19 protein-coding genes are annotated in these 18,613 nt (G+C 37.8%); 17 read left to right on the top strand and 2 right to left on the bottom strand.

The features are described 5' to 3' along the window. Positions 1 to 179: 179 nt before the first annotated feature. Together GN303_RS05440 and GN303_RS05435 are read right to left on the bottom strand one after the other, a co-directional pair. Positions 180 to 815 carry a uracil-DNA glycosylase gene (locus GN303_RS05440; RefSeq protein ID WP_110438166.1) on the bottom strand — a complete coding sequence of 212 codons (636 nt, stop codon included), beginning with the start codon at positions 813 to 815 and terminating at the stop codon, positions 180 to 182. Positions 816 to 877: 62 nt separating this feature from the next. Continuing rightward, entirely contained in the window at positions 878 to 1,423 is a 546-nt protein-coding gene (locus tag GN303_RS05435; RefSeq protein ID WP_110438165.1) for a LabA-like NYN domain-containing protein, read from the bottom strand. 179 nt (positions 1,424 to 1,602) lie between these two features. On the opposite strand from GN303_RS05435, the gene folK reads away from it, so the two are divergent. The 17 genes from folK to fabZ all read left to right on the top strand — a co-directional run bounded on the left by folK (position 1,603) and on the right by fabZ (position 18,551). Beyond that, positions 1,603 to 2,100, top strand: coding sequence for a 2-amino-4-hydroxy-6-hydroxymethyldihydropteridine diphosphokinase (folK, locus tag GN303_RS05430; protein WP_110438164.1), 498 nt, complete (start codon positions 1,603 to 1,605; stop codon positions 2,098 to 2,100). A gap of 57 nt (positions 2,101 to 2,157) precedes the next feature. After that, positions 2,158 to 2,565 (top strand): DNA-directed RNA polymerase subunit omega, encoded by a 408-nt coding sequence (gene rpoZ, locus GN303_RS05425; protein WP_110438163.1) that lies wholly within the window; start codon positions 2,158 to 2,160, stop codon positions 2,563 to 2,565. A 70-nt stretch (positions 2,566 to 2,635) separates the two neighbouring features. Continuing rightward, positions 2,636 to 4,903, top strand: a complete 2,268-nt coding sequence (locus GN303_RS05420) for a RelA/SpoT family protein (RefSeq protein ID WP_110438162.1) — start codon at positions 2,636 to 2,638, stop codon at positions 4,901 to 4,903. A gap of 16 nt (positions 4,904 to 4,919) precedes the next feature. Further along, the gene (gene acpS / locus GN303_RS05415) at positions 4,920 to 5,342 is read left to right on the top strand and encodes a holo-ACP synthase (protein ID WP_110438161.1); all 423 of its coding nucleotides are present in this window, start codon (positions 4,920 to 4,922) and stop codon (positions 5,340 to 5,342) included. A gap of 70 nt (positions 5,343 to 5,412) precedes the next feature. Then, the gene (gene lepB / locus GN303_RS05410; RefSeq protein ID WP_110438160.1) at positions 5,413 to 6,273 is read left to right on the top strand and encodes a signal peptidase I; all 861 of its coding nucleotides are present in this window, start codon (positions 5,413 to 5,415) and stop codon (positions 6,271 to 6,273) included. Further along, complete coding sequence (gene rnc, locus GN303_RS05405) at positions 6,270 to 7,022, top strand: ribonuclease III (protein WP_110438159.1); 753 nt, start codon at positions 6,270 to 6,272, stop codon at positions 7,020 to 7,022. Before lepB ends, rnc begins: the two co-directional genes overlap by 4 nt. Next, complete coding sequence (era, locus tag GN303_RS05400) at positions 7,022 to 7,906, top strand: GTPase Era (protein WP_110438158.1); 885 nt, start codon at positions 7,022 to 7,024, stop codon at positions 7,904 to 7,906. Before rnc ends, era begins: the two co-directional genes overlap by 1 nt. Before the next feature lie 115 nt (positions 7,907 to 8,021). Continuing rightward, positions 8,022 to 8,765 carry a UMP kinase gene (gene pyrH / locus GN303_RS05395; RefSeq protein ID WP_110438157.1) on the top strand — a complete coding sequence of 248 codons (744 nt, stop codon included), beginning with the start codon at positions 8,022 to 8,024 and terminating at the stop codon, positions 8,763 to 8,765. An 86-nt stretch (positions 8,766 to 8,851) separates the two neighbouring features. Further along, positions 8,852 to 9,373, top strand: a complete 522-nt coding sequence (gene frr, locus GN303_RS05390; protein WP_231504077.1) for a ribosome recycling factor — start codon at positions 8,852 to 8,854, stop codon at positions 9,371 to 9,373. A 25-nt stretch (positions 9,374 to 9,398) separates the two neighbouring features. Continuing rightward, on the top strand, positions 9,399 to 10,172 hold the full coding sequence (locus tag GN303_RS05385) for an isoprenyl transferase (protein WP_110438155.1): 774 nt from the start codon (positions 9,399 to 9,401) through the stop codon (positions 10,170 to 10,172). After that, positions 10,165 to 11,043: a phosphatidate cytidylyltransferase gene (locus GN303_RS05380; RefSeq protein WP_158523852.1), complete on the top strand. Its 879-nt coding sequence runs from the start codon at positions 10,165 to 10,167 to the stop codon at positions 11,041 to 11,043. Before GN303_RS05385 ends, GN303_RS05380 begins: the two co-directional genes overlap by 8 nt. A gap of 44 nt (positions 11,044 to 11,087) precedes the next feature. Beyond that, on the top strand, positions 11,088 to 12,245 hold the full coding sequence (dxr, locus tag GN303_RS05375; protein WP_110438153.1) for a 1-deoxy-D-xylulose-5-phosphate reductoisomerase: 1,158 nt from the start codon (positions 11,088 to 11,090) through the stop codon (positions 12,243 to 12,245). Between the two features lie 25 nt (positions 12,246 to 12,270). Continuing rightward, positions 12,271 to 13,377, top strand: a complete 1,107-nt coding sequence (gene rseP, locus GN303_RS05370; protein WP_110438152.1) for an RIP metalloprotease RseP — start codon at positions 12,271 to 12,273, stop codon at positions 13,375 to 13,377. Between the two features lie 199 nt (positions 13,378 to 13,576). Then, positions 13,577 to 16,000: an outer membrane protein assembly factor BamA gene (gene bamA / locus GN303_RS05365; protein WP_110438151.1), complete on the top strand. Its 2,424-nt coding sequence runs from the start codon at positions 13,577 to 13,579 to the stop codon at positions 15,998 to 16,000. Positions 16,001 to 16,051: 51 nt separating this feature from the next. Continuing rightward, on the top strand, positions 16,052 to 16,903 hold the full coding sequence (locus GN303_RS05360; RefSeq protein ID WP_110438593.1) for an OmpH family outer membrane protein: 852 nt from the start codon (positions 16,052 to 16,054) through the stop codon (positions 16,901 to 16,903). 26 nt (positions 16,904 to 16,929) lie between these two features. Continuing rightward, positions 16,930 to 17,997 (top strand): UDP-3-O-(3-hydroxymyristoyl)glucosamine N-acyltransferase, encoded by a 1,068-nt coding sequence (lpxD, locus tag GN303_RS05355; RefSeq protein ID WP_110438150.1) that lies wholly within the window; start codon positions 16,930 to 16,932, stop codon positions 17,995 to 17,997. Between the two features lie 98 nt (positions 17,998 to 18,095). Further along, complete coding sequence (gene fabZ / locus GN303_RS05350; RefSeq protein ID WP_255412353.1) at positions 18,096 to 18,551, top strand: 3-hydroxyacyl-ACP dehydratase FabZ; 456 nt, start codon at positions 18,096 to 18,098, stop codon at positions 18,549 to 18,551. Positions 18,552 to 18,613 lie beyond the last annotated feature (62 nt).

Below are 18,613 nucleotides of genomic sequence, written 5' to 3'. Positions count from 1 at the left end.
TTAATTGAAATGGGTTATTTTATTTAGAAAATATTATAACTTGTAAAAAACTGTAGAATTTAAGTTATGACAGTAGAGATGGCTCTTGGAATATTCCCGTTATTTGTTTATGGATTATTAGTTGTAATAATGATCTTGATAATTATTTTTCAATTTTTTTTAAAAAAGAGAAAGTAATCCTAATCAAGTTTGACGTGAATAGATTCTATCAAATTTTCAAACATTTCCGTTGTTAATAATCTGGTACTTGTATTATATTTTGATACATGATAGCTGTCGACCAGCGATATTTTTTTATTTAGTTGAATATATTGTCCATGCTTGAATTTCACTTTAGAATTCGAAATGTTAAAACATGACAAAATATTTTTATGTGCAATTACACCCAACGCCAAAATAATTTTTAAATTCATCATATTTGCAATTGCTGATTTCAAATAAGGGCGACAGTTTTTTTCCTCTTGCGTTGTGGGTTTATTTTGAGGTGGTACGCAACGAACGGCATTTAAGATTTTACAATTGATCAGGGTCAAACCATCATTGGGATCAGCCTGATAAGTTCCAGAGGCAAATTTGTATTTGATAAGAGTATTGTAGAGTAAAATGCCTGCATAATCTCCCGTGAAAGGACGCCCGGTCAAGTTTGCCCCTTTTAATCCCGGAGCTAGACCAACAACAAGTAATTCTGAATCAATATTCCCCCAGGTTGGAACAGGTGCATTCCAGCCTGTGGGAAATTTTTCTTTATTTTCTTCTCTAAAATTTTTAAGACGAGGACAAATGCTACAATTTATGTCAGGTGTTAAATTTATCATGAAATTAAATATTTTTTGAAAAAATAGACTGTAATAAAATTGGATATAAAGATTATGTATAGTTATTGTTGGGCTTCATTTGGCCGTCGAGTGAACTCGGGTGCAATGCTTGTTAATTCAATAAATTGATCGGCTTGTCTTCTTAATTCATCACCAATCATGGGTGGGTTGGTTTTGATAGAAGATACGACAGAAACACGTACCCCCTGTCGTTGAACGGATTCAACAAGGCGTCGTAAATCGGCATCACCACTGAATAATATGGCATGATCAATTTTTGGAGCGATTTCCATCATATCGACAGCCAATTCAATATCCATGCTTCCTTTTACCCGTCGCCGACCATTTTGGTCTGTAAATTCACGGGCATTCTTGGTAACCAGAAGAAATCCATTATAGGCCAACCAGTCAGTCAGGGGTTTTAATGGAGAATATTCTTCTGTATCTAGGACGGCAGAATAATAATAGGCACGAATGACGTTACATTGTTTTTTAAAAAAATTGAGTAAATTTCTGTAATCGACATCAAAATTCAGATTACGTGATGCGGAATAAAGGTTTGCTCCATCGATAAATAAGCAGACCTTTTCATTATTTTTAAGAAACATTTATAAGCACCTTAAAATTTTTGAAAGCAGGAGTTAAATAAGAATAAAAATCGTTATACATAATTTGTTTTATCAGTTATATCAACATTTTATAGGTTATATCAATTTTACATTAAAAGGCGAGATATTTTGTATCCTTGTGATGTAAATTTATTTATTTAGGTAATTATTACAAAACTATGATTATTATTTCAGTCGGAAGCAACCTTCCAGGAGCATGGGGAGACAACCCTTATGAAATGTGTCAAAAAGCATTTTATTATTTGGGTAAAAAACTTAATGATACCTCCATGGTCGTTTCTCCAATGTACCAAACTACACCAATTCCGCCGTCATCTCAACCTTTATATATAAATGGTGTCATATTGTTTGATAGTCAAATTCCATGCGAAGATTTACTGTCAATTTTAAATGATTTGGAGGACAAAGCAGGTAGAATACGTCAAAAGATAAATGAATCTCGCCCGCTTGACCTCGATATAATCGCATATCATGACAAAATCATCAAAGATTCATCACGATTGATCGTGCCGCATCCCCGGGCACATTTAAGGGCTTTTGTTTTATATCCCTTAAGAGATGTATTGCCAAATTGGGTTCATCCCGAAAGCAAGAAATCACTTGATGAATTAATATCAGAACTACCACCTGATCAGGGTATTGAACCTTATATTTGATTTCTTGATAAAAATATGATATTGGTGAAATCCTTTTGAATCTGGAGATTAATTTGAATGGCACGCGTTACTGTAGAAGATTGTGTTGAAAAAATTCCTAATCGTTTTGAATTGGTGCTTTATGCTTCACAACGAGCACGCAACATTTCAAGAGGTGAGGCGTTAACTATAGATCGTGACAATGATAAAAATCCAGTGGTTGCCCTAAGAGAAATTGCAGATGAAAAAATTGATCTTGCAACAATTAAAAATGATATTATCCGTACCCTGACTCGTGCTCCTGAACCTGAACCAGTGGAGGAGGAGGTTGCAGATCTGATCCCAGCGGAAAAAAATATCTTTGGCCTTCAAGATGTTTCAATCGAGGAAGAGCAGGCCAAACCGACAAATTCCTTTGAGAACATTAATCAGATCATGCATGAATTGGATCGTCGTCGTATGGCTTCTGAAAATAAAGAGGAATAATTTAATTTTATTTTTCAGTTTTATAATCTATAAAATTAAATAAGAGTGTCATTTAATTTTTGGATTATAAGTGGAAAATATCAGCTTTCCCATAGCCTTGAGTGAAAGCAATCAAATTGATTGCGCTGGATTAATTGATCGTATTCGGAAATATGAGCCGGAGGCGAATGTTGCTTGTGTAGAGAAAGCTTTTAGAATTTCTGTTCAAGCACACGAGAAACAGTATCGTGACAATGGGGCCCCATATATTACACATCCTTTGGCTGTGGCAAATATTTTGGCTCATATGAAAGTTGATATTGCCTCTATCGTAACAGGTCTTTTGCATGATACGATAGAAGATACAGAAATTACCCGAGAATTTATAGAAAAAGAATTCAGCAAGGTTGTTGCAGATTTGGTGGATGGCGTTACCAAACTGACAAGGCTTGAATTACAATCTGATAAGACAAAACAAGCTGAAAATTTTCGTAAACTTGTCTTGGCGATGTCCAAGGATATACGTGTATTGATTGTCAAGCTTGCTGATCGTCTGCATAACATGCGTACTTTACACTATGTTCAAAGACTGGATCGTAGGCAGCGTATTGCTCGTGAAACAATGGATATTTACGCGCCATTGGCCGAACGTATCGGAATGGATAATGTGAAAAGGGAATTGCAAAATATTGCATTTTCTGTTTTGGAACCTGAGGCAGATGCTTCTATTAAAGCGCGTTTAAATTTCTTGCGTGGACAGGGTGCAGATATTATTGAGGAAGTCTGTGCCGAGCTTAAGGCAATCTGCCAAAAGGGTGGGTTGAAGCAGGTCGAGGTAACGGGAAGGGAAAAATCTTGTTACTCTATTTGGGAAAAAATGCAGCGAAGGCAGGTTACCTTTGAACAGCTTTCCGACATAATGGCATTTCGAATTGTGGTTGAAACCAAAGAGGATTGTTATACAGCCCTTGGTATAGTGCATAGTCATTACCCTGTTGTAGCCGGACGTTTTAAAGACTATATTTCAGCGCCCAAGGCCAATGGTTATCAGAGTATTCATACGGGGGTAACCTTGCGTTTTCCTCGCAATCAGAAAATTGAAATTCAAATCCGTACAAGAGAGATGCATGATATTGCTGAAAATGGTGTTGCGTCTCATTGGATATATAAGCAGCTGCCGATTATTAACAAAAACAGTAAAAATAATGACCAGGTTATTGGCATTGCTGCCAAGATGAAAAAATTACGCTGGGTTCAGGATCTTCTTGAAATTCTTGAAGATTCAACAGCCCCAGATGAATTTTTGGAAAATACGAAGCTGGAATTATATCAGGATCTCGTTTTTTGTTTCACACCGAAAGGGGAATTGATCCAGCTACCAAGAGGAGCGACACCTGTCGACTTTGCCTATGCGGTTCATAGTCAGGTTGGGGATCGTTGTGTTGGTGCAAAAGTGAATGGACGACTTATCCCCTTGCGCCAAAAATTAAAAAATGGTGATCAAGTGGAAATTATGACTGCACGGGAAGGTAACCCTTCTCCATCCTGGGAAAGATTTGTAGTTACTGGAAAAGCGAGAGCTCGAATTCGTCATTTTGTAAGTAATCAACAAAAAGAATTGAAAATGGAAGCTGGACGCGTTGCGTTGGCTAAGGCTTTTCGGCAGGAAGGTGTTGATGGATCACAAAAAATTCTTGAAACTGTTTTAAAGAATTTTAAACAAACCTCTCTTGATGAATTATATATAGCGGTGGGTAGCGATAATATTTCTGCCAAAGATATAGTATATGTTGCTTATCCAGAATTAAAACCTATTAAACGTGCCCCTCGTTTTGTGCCCGGGTTAAGCGATAAAGGCCGTATTAGCCAAAATAAAAATAAAGACGATCATAAATTCTCTTCCCCATTGAAAGGTATGGATAAGGGAATTGTGGTTCATTTTGCGGGTTGCTGTCATCCAATTCCCGATGATGCCATTGTTGGTATTGTTGCAACAGGCAAGGGGATCACTATTCATCGCAAGGAATGTTCAACATTAAACAGTTTTTCTGCTACCCCAGAACGTTTTATGAGTTTGGATTGGGACTATGATATATTAAACCAGGTGAATAGACAGAAAAATTATACAGCGCGTATTAAAATTGTAGCGGAAAACGACAACGTCATTCTGGCAACTATTGCCAATCGTATTGTTCAGTATGATGGCTCTTTGATAAATTTGAAAATTGTTAACCGACATATGGATTTCATCGAAATTCTTTTGGATGTGGAAGTTAAAGACCTTACACATTTAAATCAGGTTATCAATGGTTTGCAAATGGTCAAGGGAATTGTTCATGTTGAACGATCATGTTCATGATTAATGGAGAAATAAAGTGATTATTGGTATTGGGTCAGATTTATGTGACATTCGTCGTATTGAAAAAGTCATTACACACCATAAGGAACGTTTTCTTCATCGTATATTTACTGATAAAGAGATAAAAAAGGCTGAAATGCGATCAGACAAACTTAAGTCTGGAACTTATGCCAAGCGGTGGGCAGCAAAGGAGGCTTGTGCCAAGGCATTGGGTACGGGATTTACAGAAGAGGTTTTTTACAAGGATATTGAAATTGTCAATAACGAAAAAGGTAAACCAACATTAAGATTATATAATGGCGCTTTCAGATCTTTACAAAAATTAATTGATAAAAATAAAAAAACGAATATTTTACTGACCATGAGTGATGAATATCCTTATGCATTTGCGCAAGTTATTATTGAAATGCTTCCAATGAATATCGTAAATGAACAGTGATCGTGAAACTTTGAAATACCGCATCTAAATCGGGCACCTAATCAGGAATTTAACAAGATAGAATGTTTATATGGAAAATAATCAGGATAAGATAAATAAACCTGTAAAAGATACAGGAAATAATGAAAAACATGTTTCAATATGGCATCAGATCAAGGAATTGATTTTTACTATCTTTTGGGGTGGTCTTATTATTCTTGTTATACGCATTTTACTATTCGAGCCCTGCAATATCCCATCTGGTTCTATGATCCCGACCCTTTTGGTTGGGGATTATATTTTTGTTAGTAAATACAGTTATGGGTATTCTCGCTATTCCTTACCTTTCTATCATCCGGATCTTAAAGGCAGGCTATGGTATAAAGCTCCGAAAAGAGGAGATGTAGCTGTTTTTAGAAGTACTAAGCCTCCCTACGATTACTACGTAAAAAGAATTATCGGTTTACCGGGAGATACTGTTCAGGTAAAAAATAGTGTTTTATACGTAAATGGCAAGGCCGTTGAACGTCAATTTAGAGGAAAATATCACTATAAAGAGAATTCTTCTGTTCCTGTTGAAGTGGATCATCGATTTACTGAATTCCTACCAGCCAATAGTAAAATTGTTAAACACGATATTCTGCAAAAAGATTTTGATGAATATGAACAATCTCCCTATTTATGGAATGGGGAATTAAACGTAAATAATACTGTTCTCTACAAGGTGCCTCAGGGACATTTTTTCGCTATGGGTGATAATCGTGAACATAGTGCGGACAGTCGATTCACAGATCCTAATTCGCCAGATTATCTTGGATATGTCCCAATTGATCACTTAATCGGGAAAGTGCAGTTTATTTTTTATTCTTATGATAGTCAGCATCCAGTTTGGCAATTTTGGTATTGGCCAGTTGAAATACGTTGGGATAGATTGTTTAAAGCGGTAAAATGACAAAAATAACTATTAACTCCCTGAATTCTTCTGAAAAAGAACTTGAAAATAAACTGGGATATGAATTTGTAAAAAAGTCATTGTTCCGAAAGGCTTTAACCCATCGTTCCGCAGTGTATGAGCAAAAATATGCACATAAAAAAAGGAAAAGAGCCCGGTCAAATGAACGGTTGGAGTTTATTGGTGACCGTGTTTTAGGATTGGTGATGGCGGAATGGTTATTGGAACGTTTTCCGGATGAGCAGGAAGGTGATCTTGGACCTCGTCATGCCAATCTTGTGTCCAAAACAGTTTTGGCAAAAATAGCATCAAAACTTGAAATTCATAACAGTATTCATGTTGCGTCACATGAAGAAAAAGCCGGGGTCAATTATACCGAAAGTGTTCTGGCTGATGCTGTAGAGGCTATTTTGGGGGCGATGTATCTTGATGGAGGACTTGAACCTGTCAGAAAATTCGTCCGTAAATTATGGGTTGATATTATGAAAGCGCAGGCGCTGCCTCCCAAAGATTCAAAAACAGCATTGCAAGAATGGCTGTTGACAAGAGGATTGCCTTTACCAGTATATGAATTGGTTTCCCAGGAGGGTCCGTCCCATACGCCTGTATTTATTATAAACGTCAAGGCACAAAATATGGAGGGACAAGGTAAAGGGGGAAGCAAAAGAAGTGCACAGAGTGCGGCAGCCAAGGATTTGCTGGGCAAACTAAATAAGGTTAATAAAATCAAGAGACAGGGTAATAAGTGATGCGTTGCGGTTTTGTTGCATTAATAGGCGCGCCAAATGCTGGTAAATCAACTTTGTTAAATCAAATGGTAGGGGCGAAATTGTCAATTGTCAGCCCCAAGGCACAAACAACAAGAATGAGGATATTGGGAATTGTTATGCATCAGCAATCTCAAATTCTTTTGGTCGATACACCAGGTATATTTAAGCCTAAGAGACGTCTGGACGAATTGATGGTTTCAAATGCCTGGACCGGTGCGGTGGATTCAGATATAACCCTTTTTATTCTGGATGCACATAATGGATTAAATGAAGAGATTAACCATATAATTCAAAAATTGAAGGAAACTAGCCGCCGTATTTGGTTGGTATTAAATAAAATTGATAAAATTATCCCCCAGAAACTGTTGCCTCTTGCAGATCAGGTTAATAGTTTACTTTCAATAGAACGTAGTTTTATGGTGAGTGCGAAAAAGGGGAATGGTGTAAATGATTTAATGGAAGCACTGGCAAAAGAGGTTCCTGAAGGGCCATGGCTATATCCAGATGATGATTTGACCAATTTGCCAGACCGGTTGCTTGCTGCCGAGTTGGTACGTGAACAAATTTTTATGAAGACTCATGAAGAAATTCCTTATGCAATAACCGTTGAAACAGAAAGTTTCAAAGAAAAATCTGATCATTCAATACGGGTTGATTTGGTAATATATGTCTCTAAACCCAATCACAAAGCGATTATAATTGGGCATCAAGGACAAAAAATACGAATGATCGGTGAACGGGCCCGAAAAGAACTTTCTCGTTTATTGGAACGGCCATGTCACGTTTTTTTAACAGTTAAGGAAAGAAAGAATTGGGATAGTGAAAATAATCGATTAAAAGCCATAGGGCTTGATCTTTCATAGGGTAAGCATTGTTTGTTAATCAATTAAAATTTATTTTCATTCTTTCAAAATTTTAATGGCTGATATAATATCTTTAACCACTTAAAAAAAACTTTATTTACAATGTGAATTTATAATGGTTTCTTCAGAAAAAATTGTTCCTAAACGAGTTTTATTGAAAATTTCAGGTGAGGCTTTACTGGGTGAAGGTAGTTATGGTATCGATCCAAAAGTTGCAAACGCTATTGTAAGCGATATCGCCAATGTTGTTAAGTCTGGTGTGGAAGTTTGTTTGGTAATCGGTGGTGGCAATATTTTTCGTGGCATGACTGCAGCCTCCAAGGGAATAGATCGTGTTCATGGTGATTATGCTGGAATGCTGGCTACAGTGATTAACGCAATTGTTTTGCATAATGTTTTGGAACAGCATCATATTGAAAGCTGTATCATGTCGGCGATTGATATTCCTCAGATTGCAGAAAATTATGTAAGAAACAAGGCCATTTCACATATAAAACAGGGACGGGTGGTTATTTTTGCGGCGGGTACGGGAAATCCCTATTTTACTACGGATACAGCCGCAGCGTTGCGAGCCATAGAGATGGGATGTGATATTATGCTGAAAGGGACACAGGTTGACGGTGTCTATGATAGCGACCCCAAGAACAATCCTGATGCCAAAAGATATGATACAATCACCTATTCTGAGGCTCTCATCAAGGAATTAAATATCATGGATGCGACGGCTTTCAGTCTGGCTCAGGATAATAAGTTGCCAATGATAGTGTTTAATGTACACAAAGAAGGCAATTTTGAAAATGTGTTATTGGGGAATGGTGTTTGTACCAGAGTGGTTGCTTCTTCTTCAAATCATAAGTAAAAGATAAATTAAATAATCTTAATAATTTTAAAGGTGTTGATGTGGTTGATGATATTAATAGTTTAAAGCAGGATCTGACACGACGTATGCAGAGCGCTATTGAATCTTTTAAGCATGATCTGGCAGGGTTGCGTTCGGGACGTGCAACTCCGGCCTTGCTGGAGCCTATTCGCGTTGATGCTTATGGAAGCATTACACCAATTACTCAGGTCGCTTCCATTACAGCGCCAGAATCACGAATGTTATCTGTTCAAATATGGGACAAGACGTTAGTATCCGCTGTAGACAAGGCGATAAGGGAAAGTGGGTTGGGATTAAATCCTATTCCTGACGGGCAATTAATTAGAGTGCCTATTCCACAGTTGACTGAAGAGCGACGTAATGAAATGGTTAAGGCTGCAAGTCGGTATGCTGAAAATGCAAAAATTGCGGTGAGGGGTGTTCGTCGTGATGGAATGGACAAAACCAAAGCTGCTGAAAAAAAAGGTGAAATCAGCCAAGATGATGTAAAAGATTGGTCTGATGAAATTCAGAAAATAACTGATCAGTATGTCAATAAAATTGATGAGGTTTTTGCTGAAAAAGAACGTGACATTAAACAGGTATAGATCATAAACATCAGGTTGATAATTAATGGTTTTACCTACTGTTCATGATAATGTCAAAATATCATCAACAATGGATGATTGTGAAATACCCCAACATGTTGCGATCATTATGGATGGCAACAGTCGTTGGGCAACTGCAAGAGGGTTGCCGAGAATTGCCGGACATCGTGCAGGTGCACAGGCGGTCAAACGCAGTATTGAATTTGCTATTGAAAAACAGATAAAATGGTTGACTCTTTATGCGTTTTCTTCTGAAAATTGGCAAAGAACACCAGAGGAAGTATCAGATTTAACCGGACTTTTGAAATTTTACCTTAAAAGCGAAGTTAAAAAGCTTCATAAGCAGAATATTCGTATTCGTATAATCGGTGATATTACACGTTTTGACCAAAATCTTCAAAACGATTTGCATGCAGTGGAATATTTGACAAAGAATAATGATGCGCTTGTCCTGACTTTGGCTCTTTCCTATGGAGGGAGAGGAGAGGTTATTCAGGCAGTTAAAAGAATTTGTCAGGATCGGGTTGATAAGTTGCTTGATTCACGGGACATAACAGAAGATTTATTTGCATCATATCTTTTTACGGCAGATATACCAGATCCAGATCTTATTTTACGAACAAGTGGTGAAAGCAGATTATCGAATTTTCTTTTATGGCAGGCCGCTTATGCTGAATTAATTTTCATTGATACGCTTTGGCCAGATTTTGACAAAGAGGATTTTGATAGGGTTATAGATATTTATATTCGTCGGGAACGACGTTTTGGTGCCAGACCGGGATTAGAAGATAGTGAATAATAATCAGCAAGCTTCTTGGCAGGATTTGCCTGTACGAATTGTTTCTGCAGTGATTATTGTTCCTGTTGCTTTGATTTGTATTGTATGGGGTGAATGGTATTACATCGGTATGATTTCCATTATAAGTATCGTAATGGTATATGAATGGGAAAATCTTTTTAAAATTAGTTATAAAAATTTTAAGGGGTGCCTGTTTTTATTTTGGCCTGTTATAGCCTATTGCGCCGCCCTTGAAGGGATGTGGACACAATCGCTTTATATCATATTGGGATTTGCCTTTATCTTTGGACCACAATTATGGTTGGGATCAGTGATTATCGGTGGCGCTGGTTTATCTTTATTGTGGCTACGGTTTATGACAGGCTTTCAAACTTGGATGATCATCTGGATTGTTTCGGTTGTTATTGCAAGTGACAGTTGTGCTTATCTTGTTGGAAAACTTGTTGGTGGTCCCAAACTTATTCCTTCTGTCTCTCCTGGCAAAACCTGGTCAGGGGCTATAGGTGGATTGATTGGTGCTGGCTGCGTCGGTGCCTGTATCATTGGATATTTGAATCAAGGAATTGAACATTCCTATCTTATCGGATGTGTCTTGAGTGTTCTTATCGGTATTATGGCGCAAATTGGTGATTTGCTTGAAAGTAAACTTAAACGTATTTTAGGTGTTAAAGATTCAGGGAAAATCATTCCCGGACATGGGGGGGTTCTGGATCGTTGCGATGCTTTGTTGACAGTATCAATTTTGGTCGCTCTTCTTACTTTTTTCCTGCCATCTGAAATAGAGGGTGTCAAATGGAATGGTGGATTACTAGCTAATAATCAATTAATATTTAATATAAAACCTAATATACCTTTATATTTGTTTAAATAATAAAGGGAGCATTCTGGTTTTGGACATGAAGAGGATTTTAGGAAATGAAGACGGTTTCAATATTGGGTTGTACAGGAAGTATTGGGTGTTCGACAGTTGATCTCTTGTTGCAAGATCCTCAGGCGTTCAAAACGGTTGCCTTGATTGGAGGCAAGAATTTTAAAAGACTTGCTGAACAGGCAATTAAGCTTAATGCTGAATATGCTGTTATTGCAGATGATCAATTTTTACCAGAATTGAAAGAATTGCTGAATTCTTTCCCTGTAAAAGTAATGGGGGGGCGCCAAGCTGTATTGGAAGCGGCAGCTATTCCCGTAGATTGGACAATGGCGGCTATTACTGGTGCCATTGGCTTGGAACCAACTTTGGCTGCCGTTAAAAACGGTCATTATGTTGCCTTGGCTAACAAAGAGGCCTTGGTTTCAGCTGGAGATGTGATGTTAAAGGCCGTGAAAGAGGCTGGCGCGACATTACTTCCTGTTGATTCCGAGCATAATGCTGTTTTTCAGTCAATGGCGGACAAACAATATAATGCAATTGAAAAAATTATTCTTACTGCCTCTGGTGGGCCATTTCGAAAATTTTCCCTTGAAGAGATGAAAAATGTTTCACTAGATCAGGCATTAAAACATCCGACATGGACGATGGGTGCCAAGATTACCATTGATTCAGCAACAATGTTTAATAAAGGGTTGGAAATTATTGAGGCGGCTAGGTTGTTTTCTGTAAGCGAGAATAAAATTGATGTTTTAATCCACCCCCAATCCATTGTACACAGTATGGTACAATATGAAGATGGAAGTATCTTGGCACAACTTGGTTCTCCAGATATGAGAATTCCAATTGCTCATACTCTGGCATGGCCAAAGAGAATGTATTCAAATGTTGAACGATTGAATCTTGCCAAGGCAGGAAAGTTGGATTTTGAAGCACCTGACGAAGTAAGATTTCCAGCTTTAAGATTGGCACGTGAATCCTTGAAAGCTGGTAAATGTGCGCCAACCATTCTATCAGCAGCCAATGAAGTGGCAGTTGATGCATTTCTTCATGAAAAAATTCGTTTTCTCCATATAGCGGCTCTAGTTGAAACCGTCATGCAAAAACTTGGTGCACCGACGGCGAATTCACTAGAAGATGTGTTGCATTGGGATATGGAAGCTCGACGTTGCGCAAAAGAGTGGCTGAACAATTACAATAACTAATCTAAGAAATATAGGGTAAGACTGGATGCATGCGTTTATAGTAACAATTATCTCTTTCATATTTGTATTAGGAGTGCTTGTATTCATTCATGAACTTGGTCATTATTTGGCTGCACGTTGGCGTGGGGTTCATGTCGACGTATTTTCAATTGGTTTTGGCAAGCCGCTATATAAATGGCGTGATAAAGTTGGAACCGAATGGCGGTTATGTCCTATTCCGTTGGGTGGTTACGTAAAACCGCATGGATTTGAAGATCCGGAAGATGCCACGGATGAACAAAAAGCAAATTGGATTCCGGGGAGGACATTTCATGCAAAATCTGTATTGGATCGTTCAATCGTTATTTTTGCAGGACCTTTTTTTAATTTTGTTTTAGCCGTGATCCTGTTTGCCGGTGTATTCGCAATTTCAGGTAAACCTTTTATTAAACCAGTGGTGGAAAATATTGTTCCCAATAGTGCTGCCAGTCAAGCTGGTATGAAGCCTCATGATATAATTATTCAAATTGACAAATATAAAAATCCTGATGCTCAATCCCTGGCTTTATTTGCGAAAAAGCATCCGGGAATGACGACAACGGTGATTGTGAAGAGAGAAGGTAAGGAAGTTTCATTGCCGATCACAATTAGTTCAAAATTAATTGACCATAAATCAATAGGGCAGTTGGGAATTGTCATGGGCAGAATTTTTGTTGAAAAACATCGATTGTCAATCGAAGATTCTGTCGTGTATGCATTCCGTGAAACATGGAATATAACCGCTGACACTGTTATTGGACTAGGGCAGATGGTTACCAGACAACGTTCCTTGAGTGAACTGGGCGGACCAATAAAAATAGCCCAGATTTCTGGTCAAGTTGCAGAAAAAGGTTTTGATCAATTAATCTTAATGATGGCAGTTTTATCCATTAATTTAGGCCTTATAAATTTGTTTCCGATTCCAATGTTGGATGGAGGACGGTTATTATTTTATGTTATTGAAGCTGTATGTCGTAAACCTGTTCATAAAAAAATTCAGGTATGGGCATTTCAAATCGGTTTCGGATTGATTTTGTTGCTTTTTTTATTTTCAACATATAACGATATATCACAATTGGGTTTGATAAGCTGGTTTACAAGCCACAGTAAATAAATTCTATTCAATTTCTGTAATCAAAAACTTGTAAAAAGGATTAAAAATCGTTACCCCTTTAGTTTAAGAAATAAAATTTGATTTAATTGTTGTATTTCTTGTGATATTGAATTGAATGGATTTGTTTTGGTAATAAAGGGTGGCTGATTTGTCCGGTAAACGTTCGGCGTTGTTTGCTTCTGTATGCATATTTCCTTTTATGTGCGTATCGTTACATGCTCAAACAACAAGTAAAACTTCTTATGCATCTCATCATAAAAAAGCGGATTATCGTCGAAGTTCTATAAAAAAATCCCGTAATAAAAAGCGTTCTGTTGATAATCAAGTAACGAAACAGGGCGGTATTATCCAATCAATTGAAGTATATGGAAATGATCGAGTTGAAACCCCGACAGTTCTTTCTTATATGCTGGCCCAACCAGGTGATCCATTTAATAAGGATTTATTGGATCGTTCTTTAAAAACACTTTATGCCACAGGTTTATTCAAAGATATAAGCCTGCATCGTTCCGGCAGTACGTTACAAATCAAGGTTATAGAGAATCCGATTATCAATCGTGTTGCTTATGAGGGTAATTCCAAACTCAAGGATACGGATATTCAGAAATACACTTCCTTGAGGGCGCGTTCTGTTTATTCCCCTTCACTGATTGCTTCTGATCGTCAGCGTATCCTTGCCATGTATGGAGCAAAAGGACGTTATTCAGTAACTGTTACGCCACAAATTATCAATCTGTCTCATAATCGTATTGATGTTGTTTTTAGAATTGATGAGGGTCCTAAAACTTTAATAAAAAAACTTACTTTTGTTGGTAACCATGCATTCAGTGAGGCACGCTTAAGTCAGGTAACCTCTTCAAAAGAAGCTGCGTGGTATCGATTCTTTTCCTCTTCCGATCAGTATAATCCTGAACGAGTCCGTTATGATGCGGAATTGATTCGAAGATTTTATTTACGTAACGGTTATGTCGATTTCAAAATGATTAATGCTACAGGTGAATTATCACCTGACCATAAATCTTTTTACATTACCTATACAATGGAAGAGGGTCCTCAATATCGCCTGGGTAAGGTTGATGCCCGATCAAATGTTGAAAATGTGACAGCTGAAAAAGTTCAACGGATGATTCCAATACGTAAAGGGCAAATCTATGATGGTAAGGAAATTGATGATTTAGCTAAAGATATTCAGGAAACATTGCAGTCACAGGGACATCCCTTTGCCGTGGTAAGACCCGAAATTGCGCGTAACCCGGAAAAAAAGATTGTTGATCTGCTTTTTGATGTTATGGAAGGGCCGAGGGTTTATGTTGAGAGAATAGACATTAACGGTAATACGGTGACTCAGGATAAGGTTATTCGTCGTGAGTTGCCTATAGCTGAAAATGATCCTTTTACTGATACAACCGAGAAATATATAAAGCAATCAGTTGAGGATTTGGGATATTTCAAAACTGTCAAAGTAGAAAAAAGTAAAGGTTCCGCTCCTGATAAACGAATGGTTTCTGTAAATGTTCAGGAAAAACCAACAGGTGAATTCTCACTAGGGGGAGGATATTCCACGGATTCCGGTGTGTTGGGAAATATAGGGTTAAGGCAGCGTAATTTCCTTGGAACAGGGGTTGATGCGGGAATTAACGGTACAATGGCCTATTATGCTCGACAAGCTGATTTTTCGATAACAGATCCATATTTTCTGGGAAAAAATATGGTCGCGGGAATTGATATATTCTATCTTGAAAATAATTATCAGACTTATCAGAATTATGCCGAAAACAGATATGGTGCAACTTTTCGTATCGGATACGCATTTAATAACGTACTGTCACAGCAATGGACATATTCGATTATGGAAAGAAGGGTTCATGATATTTGGAGCCACTCATCTTTCTATATTCTTGATCAAAAAGGTTATTCATTCTTGTCGCAAATTGGTACGACGATTACTTATGACACGAGAGATTCGAGAATGAATCCTCACAGTGGAACCTTGGTTCGCCTGGGTGGAGATTTTGCTGGTGTCGGTGGTGACACGAAATATGTTCGAGGTAAAATTGATGCTGCCCAGTATTTCCCCCTGGATGATTTTACCGGTAATCGTGATTGGACATTGAGTATCAGTGGTGGTGCAGGCTATATAAGCGATATTTCAGGACATAGTCATAGAAGCGTTATTGATAACTTTTATCTTGGTGGTAACAATTTGCGTGGTTTCTATGATGGTGGAGTTGGACCAAGAACGCATCCAATCAGTCATGTGGTTGAGGGTAAATCCCATGGTGAGGAAGATTTTCTGGGAGGTCGTTTCATGTACACGGCTTCAGCACAAGTTAATTTTCCCATGCCCGCTTCACGTGATCTGGGTTTAATGGGTCGTTATTTTGTGGATATGGGTGCTTTGGGAGGAATGCGTGTTAAACGTCGTTATACCAATAAAGCAACTGATGGAGATCGTTATACACCGATTTGGGGAAATTCAATGACACCGCGTGTAAGTACTGGTGCTGGTATCTCATGGAAAAGTCCTTTCGGTATGTTGAATGTTGATGTTGGTATACCTATTGTCAAACAGAGACGTGACCGGGTACAACTATTAAGGTTTGGTTTTGGACAACAGTTTTAAGGATTTATAATGGCAAAAAATTTAAAGCTTTTTTTGGCAGTGACAGGGTTAATGATTATTCCTTCATTTTCTGGATTTAATAATTCTGTTCATGCCGCAGACGAGAATAATGGATGGTTCATTCCTAAAGGGAGTCAGACAAAACCTGTTATCAATACGCCAAAAACAGTAAAGCATTCCACTGCTAATGTTAGTAAAGCTGTACCGGTTGCTTCTGTTCCTGACACGGATGATTCCGATGAAACCGATATGCAGAATCAAAATCAGCCTGTTTTGCCATTACCACCAATTCCGACACCAGCCCCTATTGCAAAATCCAATCCACCACCACAGGCTGTAATTGGGGTAATCAGTGTTCCGGATGTTATGCGTCAATCAACCGCTTATCTTGAAGCCTCAAAATTATTGGAAGCTCGTAGGGACAATCTGCAACAGGATGTTCAAAAAGAACAAAAAGTTTGGCGTTCGGAACAGCAGCAAATTCAGGCAAAAGCTAGAACAATGACTTCTGAACAAATTCAATCGCGTGCACGTCAGTTACAGGCACGTGTTTTAAAGGCACAAAAGGATTTTCGCAATCGAAGCAGAATTATTCAAGAGGCGGCACAAGTTTCTTTTGGACAGATTGAACGTGAATTGATTCAGATTATTCAGAATGTGGCTTCCAGTCATAATATGAATTTGGTACTACATCGTGAACAAGTCGCATTAAGCGTTAATGAGCTCGATATTACAAATGATGTTTTAAAAGAGCTTAATAAAAATCTACCATCTGTTTTTGTACCTGCGGCAAATGTCGATCCTGAAGAATTGGCAAAAAGTGGAACAATGCCAACAACAGCGAATCCTGAACTTCAAAAACCTCAGACCAAAGCGGTTGAACCAAAGAAAACAACTAAATAATTAATAAAATCAGGTGTTATTATAAAGTGAATCTGAATACGATTAATAATTGTCCTGGTGATTCTCGTTTTTTTAAAAAGTCTGCGCCTATTGCCTTGGAACAGATTATTGGGACTTCTGAAGCCAAATTTGTTCCAGCATACAATGGTCGAGATAAATCTTTTGATTTAATGGGAATTGCACCTTTGCAATCAGCCACGCAAAATGAGGTTAGTTTTCTTGATAATAAACGATATATTGACTTGCTATCTCAAACAAAAGCCGGATTAATAATTGTTTCACCTGCTTTTGCAGATAAAATACCCCATCATTCTCATGCATTGGTAACAAAAAACCCGTATTTGGAATGGGCGAGAATAGCATCTTTGTTTTATCCTAAAAGTTCGGTTCAAGCCGGTATTCATTCTTCTGCCTGTATTGACTCAACTGCCCAGATTGATGATGAAGTTGAAATCCAGGAATTTGTAGTGATAAAGGCAAACGTGAAAATTGGAAAGGGTTCAATTATTGGGTCACATACTGTCATTGAACAGGGTGTAGAAATTGGTGAAAACTGTCGAATTGGAAGTCATGTTTCTTTGAGCTGTGCAATATTGGGGAATAGAATTACATTATATCCAGGAGTTAGGATAGGACAGGATGGATTTGGTTTTGCCATTAGTGAACATGGTTTTTTAAGTGTGCCTCAAATAGGTAAAGTTATCCTGAAAGATGATGTTGAAATTGGTTCTAACTCAACAATTGATCGGGGATCGGTAAGAGATACGGTTATTGGTGAAGGATCGAGAATAGATAATCTAGTTCAAATCGGACATAATGTCCAAATGGGAAAATGCTGCATTGTGGTAGCCCAGGCTGGAATATCCGGCTCGACCCGATTGGAGGATTTCGTTACAATTGCTGCACAGGCAGGTTTGATTGGACATATCCATATTGGGGAACATGCCCGAATAGGTGCACAATGTGGTGTAATGTCGGATATTGATGCTAAATCCGATGTAATTGGTAGTCCGGCAATGCCTTTTCGAGAGTTTTTCAGAAATGTTGCTTTTTTAAGGCGTCTTGTTAAGTCATCTTCAAAAGAAAAAGAATGAACATTCTTGTTTTGCAATAATAATTAATTTTTTCGTTCTTATAATGGTTTGAAAACGTGAATAAAAATCTAGAAAATTCTACAGTTCAATCAGATACAATAAATAGTGAAATCGATATACTTGTTATTGATATCGAGGGAATAATGAAGGCTATTCCGCATCGATATCCATTTTTACTTATTGATCGTGTAGTCGATGTAAAATTGGGAAGCTCTGCAACAGGAATTAAGAATGTTACGGTAAATGATCAGTTTTTTATTGGGCATTTTCCGGGACATCCTGTTATGCCTGGTGTTTTAATAATTGAAGCTATGGCTCAGACGGCAGCGGTTTTGGTTGTAAAAACACTCGGAAGTGAATTCGAAGGTAAACTTGTATATTTTATGACTGTGGATAGCGCGAAATTCAGAAAGCCGGTTGTTCCAGGGGATCAATTGCATATTCATGTGGAAAAAGAACGTAACCGTGCAAATGTCTGGAAATTTCGCGGTATAGCAAAAGTTAATGGAGTTTCAGTGGCTGAGGCAATTTTCAGTGCCATGATTGTTGGCTAAAAATTCATTTATGGAAATATTTAAAATATAAACTTAATTTTATCATAATTATAAGTATTGAG

The sequence above is a fragment of the Commensalibacter melissae genome, from assembly GCF_009734185.1.
GTDB classification, from domain to species: domain Bacteria; phylum Pseudomonadota; class Alphaproteobacteria; order Acetobacterales; family Acetobacteraceae; genus Commensalibacter; species Commensalibacter melissae.
The sequence above is the reverse complement of the archived record's forward strand: the minus strand, read 5'-3'. Positions and strand labels throughout refer to the sequence as shown.

Coding starts and splice junctions, on each gene's coding strand:
- rseP (WP_110438152.1), top strand. CDS start 12,271: ATGCATGCGTTTATAGTAACAATTATCTCTTTCATATTTGTATTAGGA.
- rnc (WP_110438159.1), top strand. CDS start 6,270: ATGACAAAAATAACTATTAACTCCCTGAATTCTTCTGAAAAAGAACTT.
- GN303_RS05435 (WP_110438165.1), bottom strand. CDS start 1,423: ATGTTTCTTAAAAATAATGAAAAGGTCTGCTTATTTATCGATGGAGCA.
- rpoZ (WP_110438163.1), top strand. CDS start 2,158: ATGGCACGCGTTACTGTAGAAGATTGTGTTGAAAAAATTCCTAATCGT.
- GN303_RS05385 (WP_110438155.1), top strand. CDS start 9,399: ATGGTTTTACCTACTGTTCATGATAATGTCAAAATATCATCAACAATG.
- GN303_RS05440 (WP_110438166.1), bottom strand. CDS start 815: ATGATAAATTTAACACCTGACATAAATTGTAGCATTTGTCCTCGTCTT.
- GN303_RS05360 (WP_110438593.1), top strand. CDS start 16,052: ATGATTATTCCTTCATTTTCTGGATTTAATAATTCTGTTCATGCCGCA.
- frr (WP_231504077.1), top strand. CDS start 8,852: ATGCAGAGCGCTATTGAATCTTTTAAGCATGATCTGGCAGGGTTGCGT.
- bamA (WP_110438151.1), top strand. CDS start 13,577: ATGTGCGTATCGTTACATGCTCAAACAACAAGTAAAACTTCTTATGCA.
- era (WP_110438158.1), top strand. CDS start 7,022: ATGCGTTGCGGTTTTGTTGCATTAATAGGCGCGCCAAATGCTGGTAAA.
- pyrH (WP_110438157.1), top strand. CDS start 8,022: ATGGTTTCTTCAGAAAAAATTGTTCCTAAACGAGTTTTATTGAAAATT.
- lepB (WP_110438160.1), top strand. CDS start 5,413: ATGGAAAATAATCAGGATAAGATAAATAAACCTGTAAAAGATACAGGA.
- folK (WP_110438164.1), top strand. CDS start 1,603: ATGATTATTATTTCAGTCGGAAGCAACCTTCCAGGAGCATGGGGAGAC.
- dxr (WP_110438153.1), top strand. CDS start 11,088: ATGAAGACGGTTTCAATATTGGGTTGTACAGGAAGTATTGGGTGTTCG.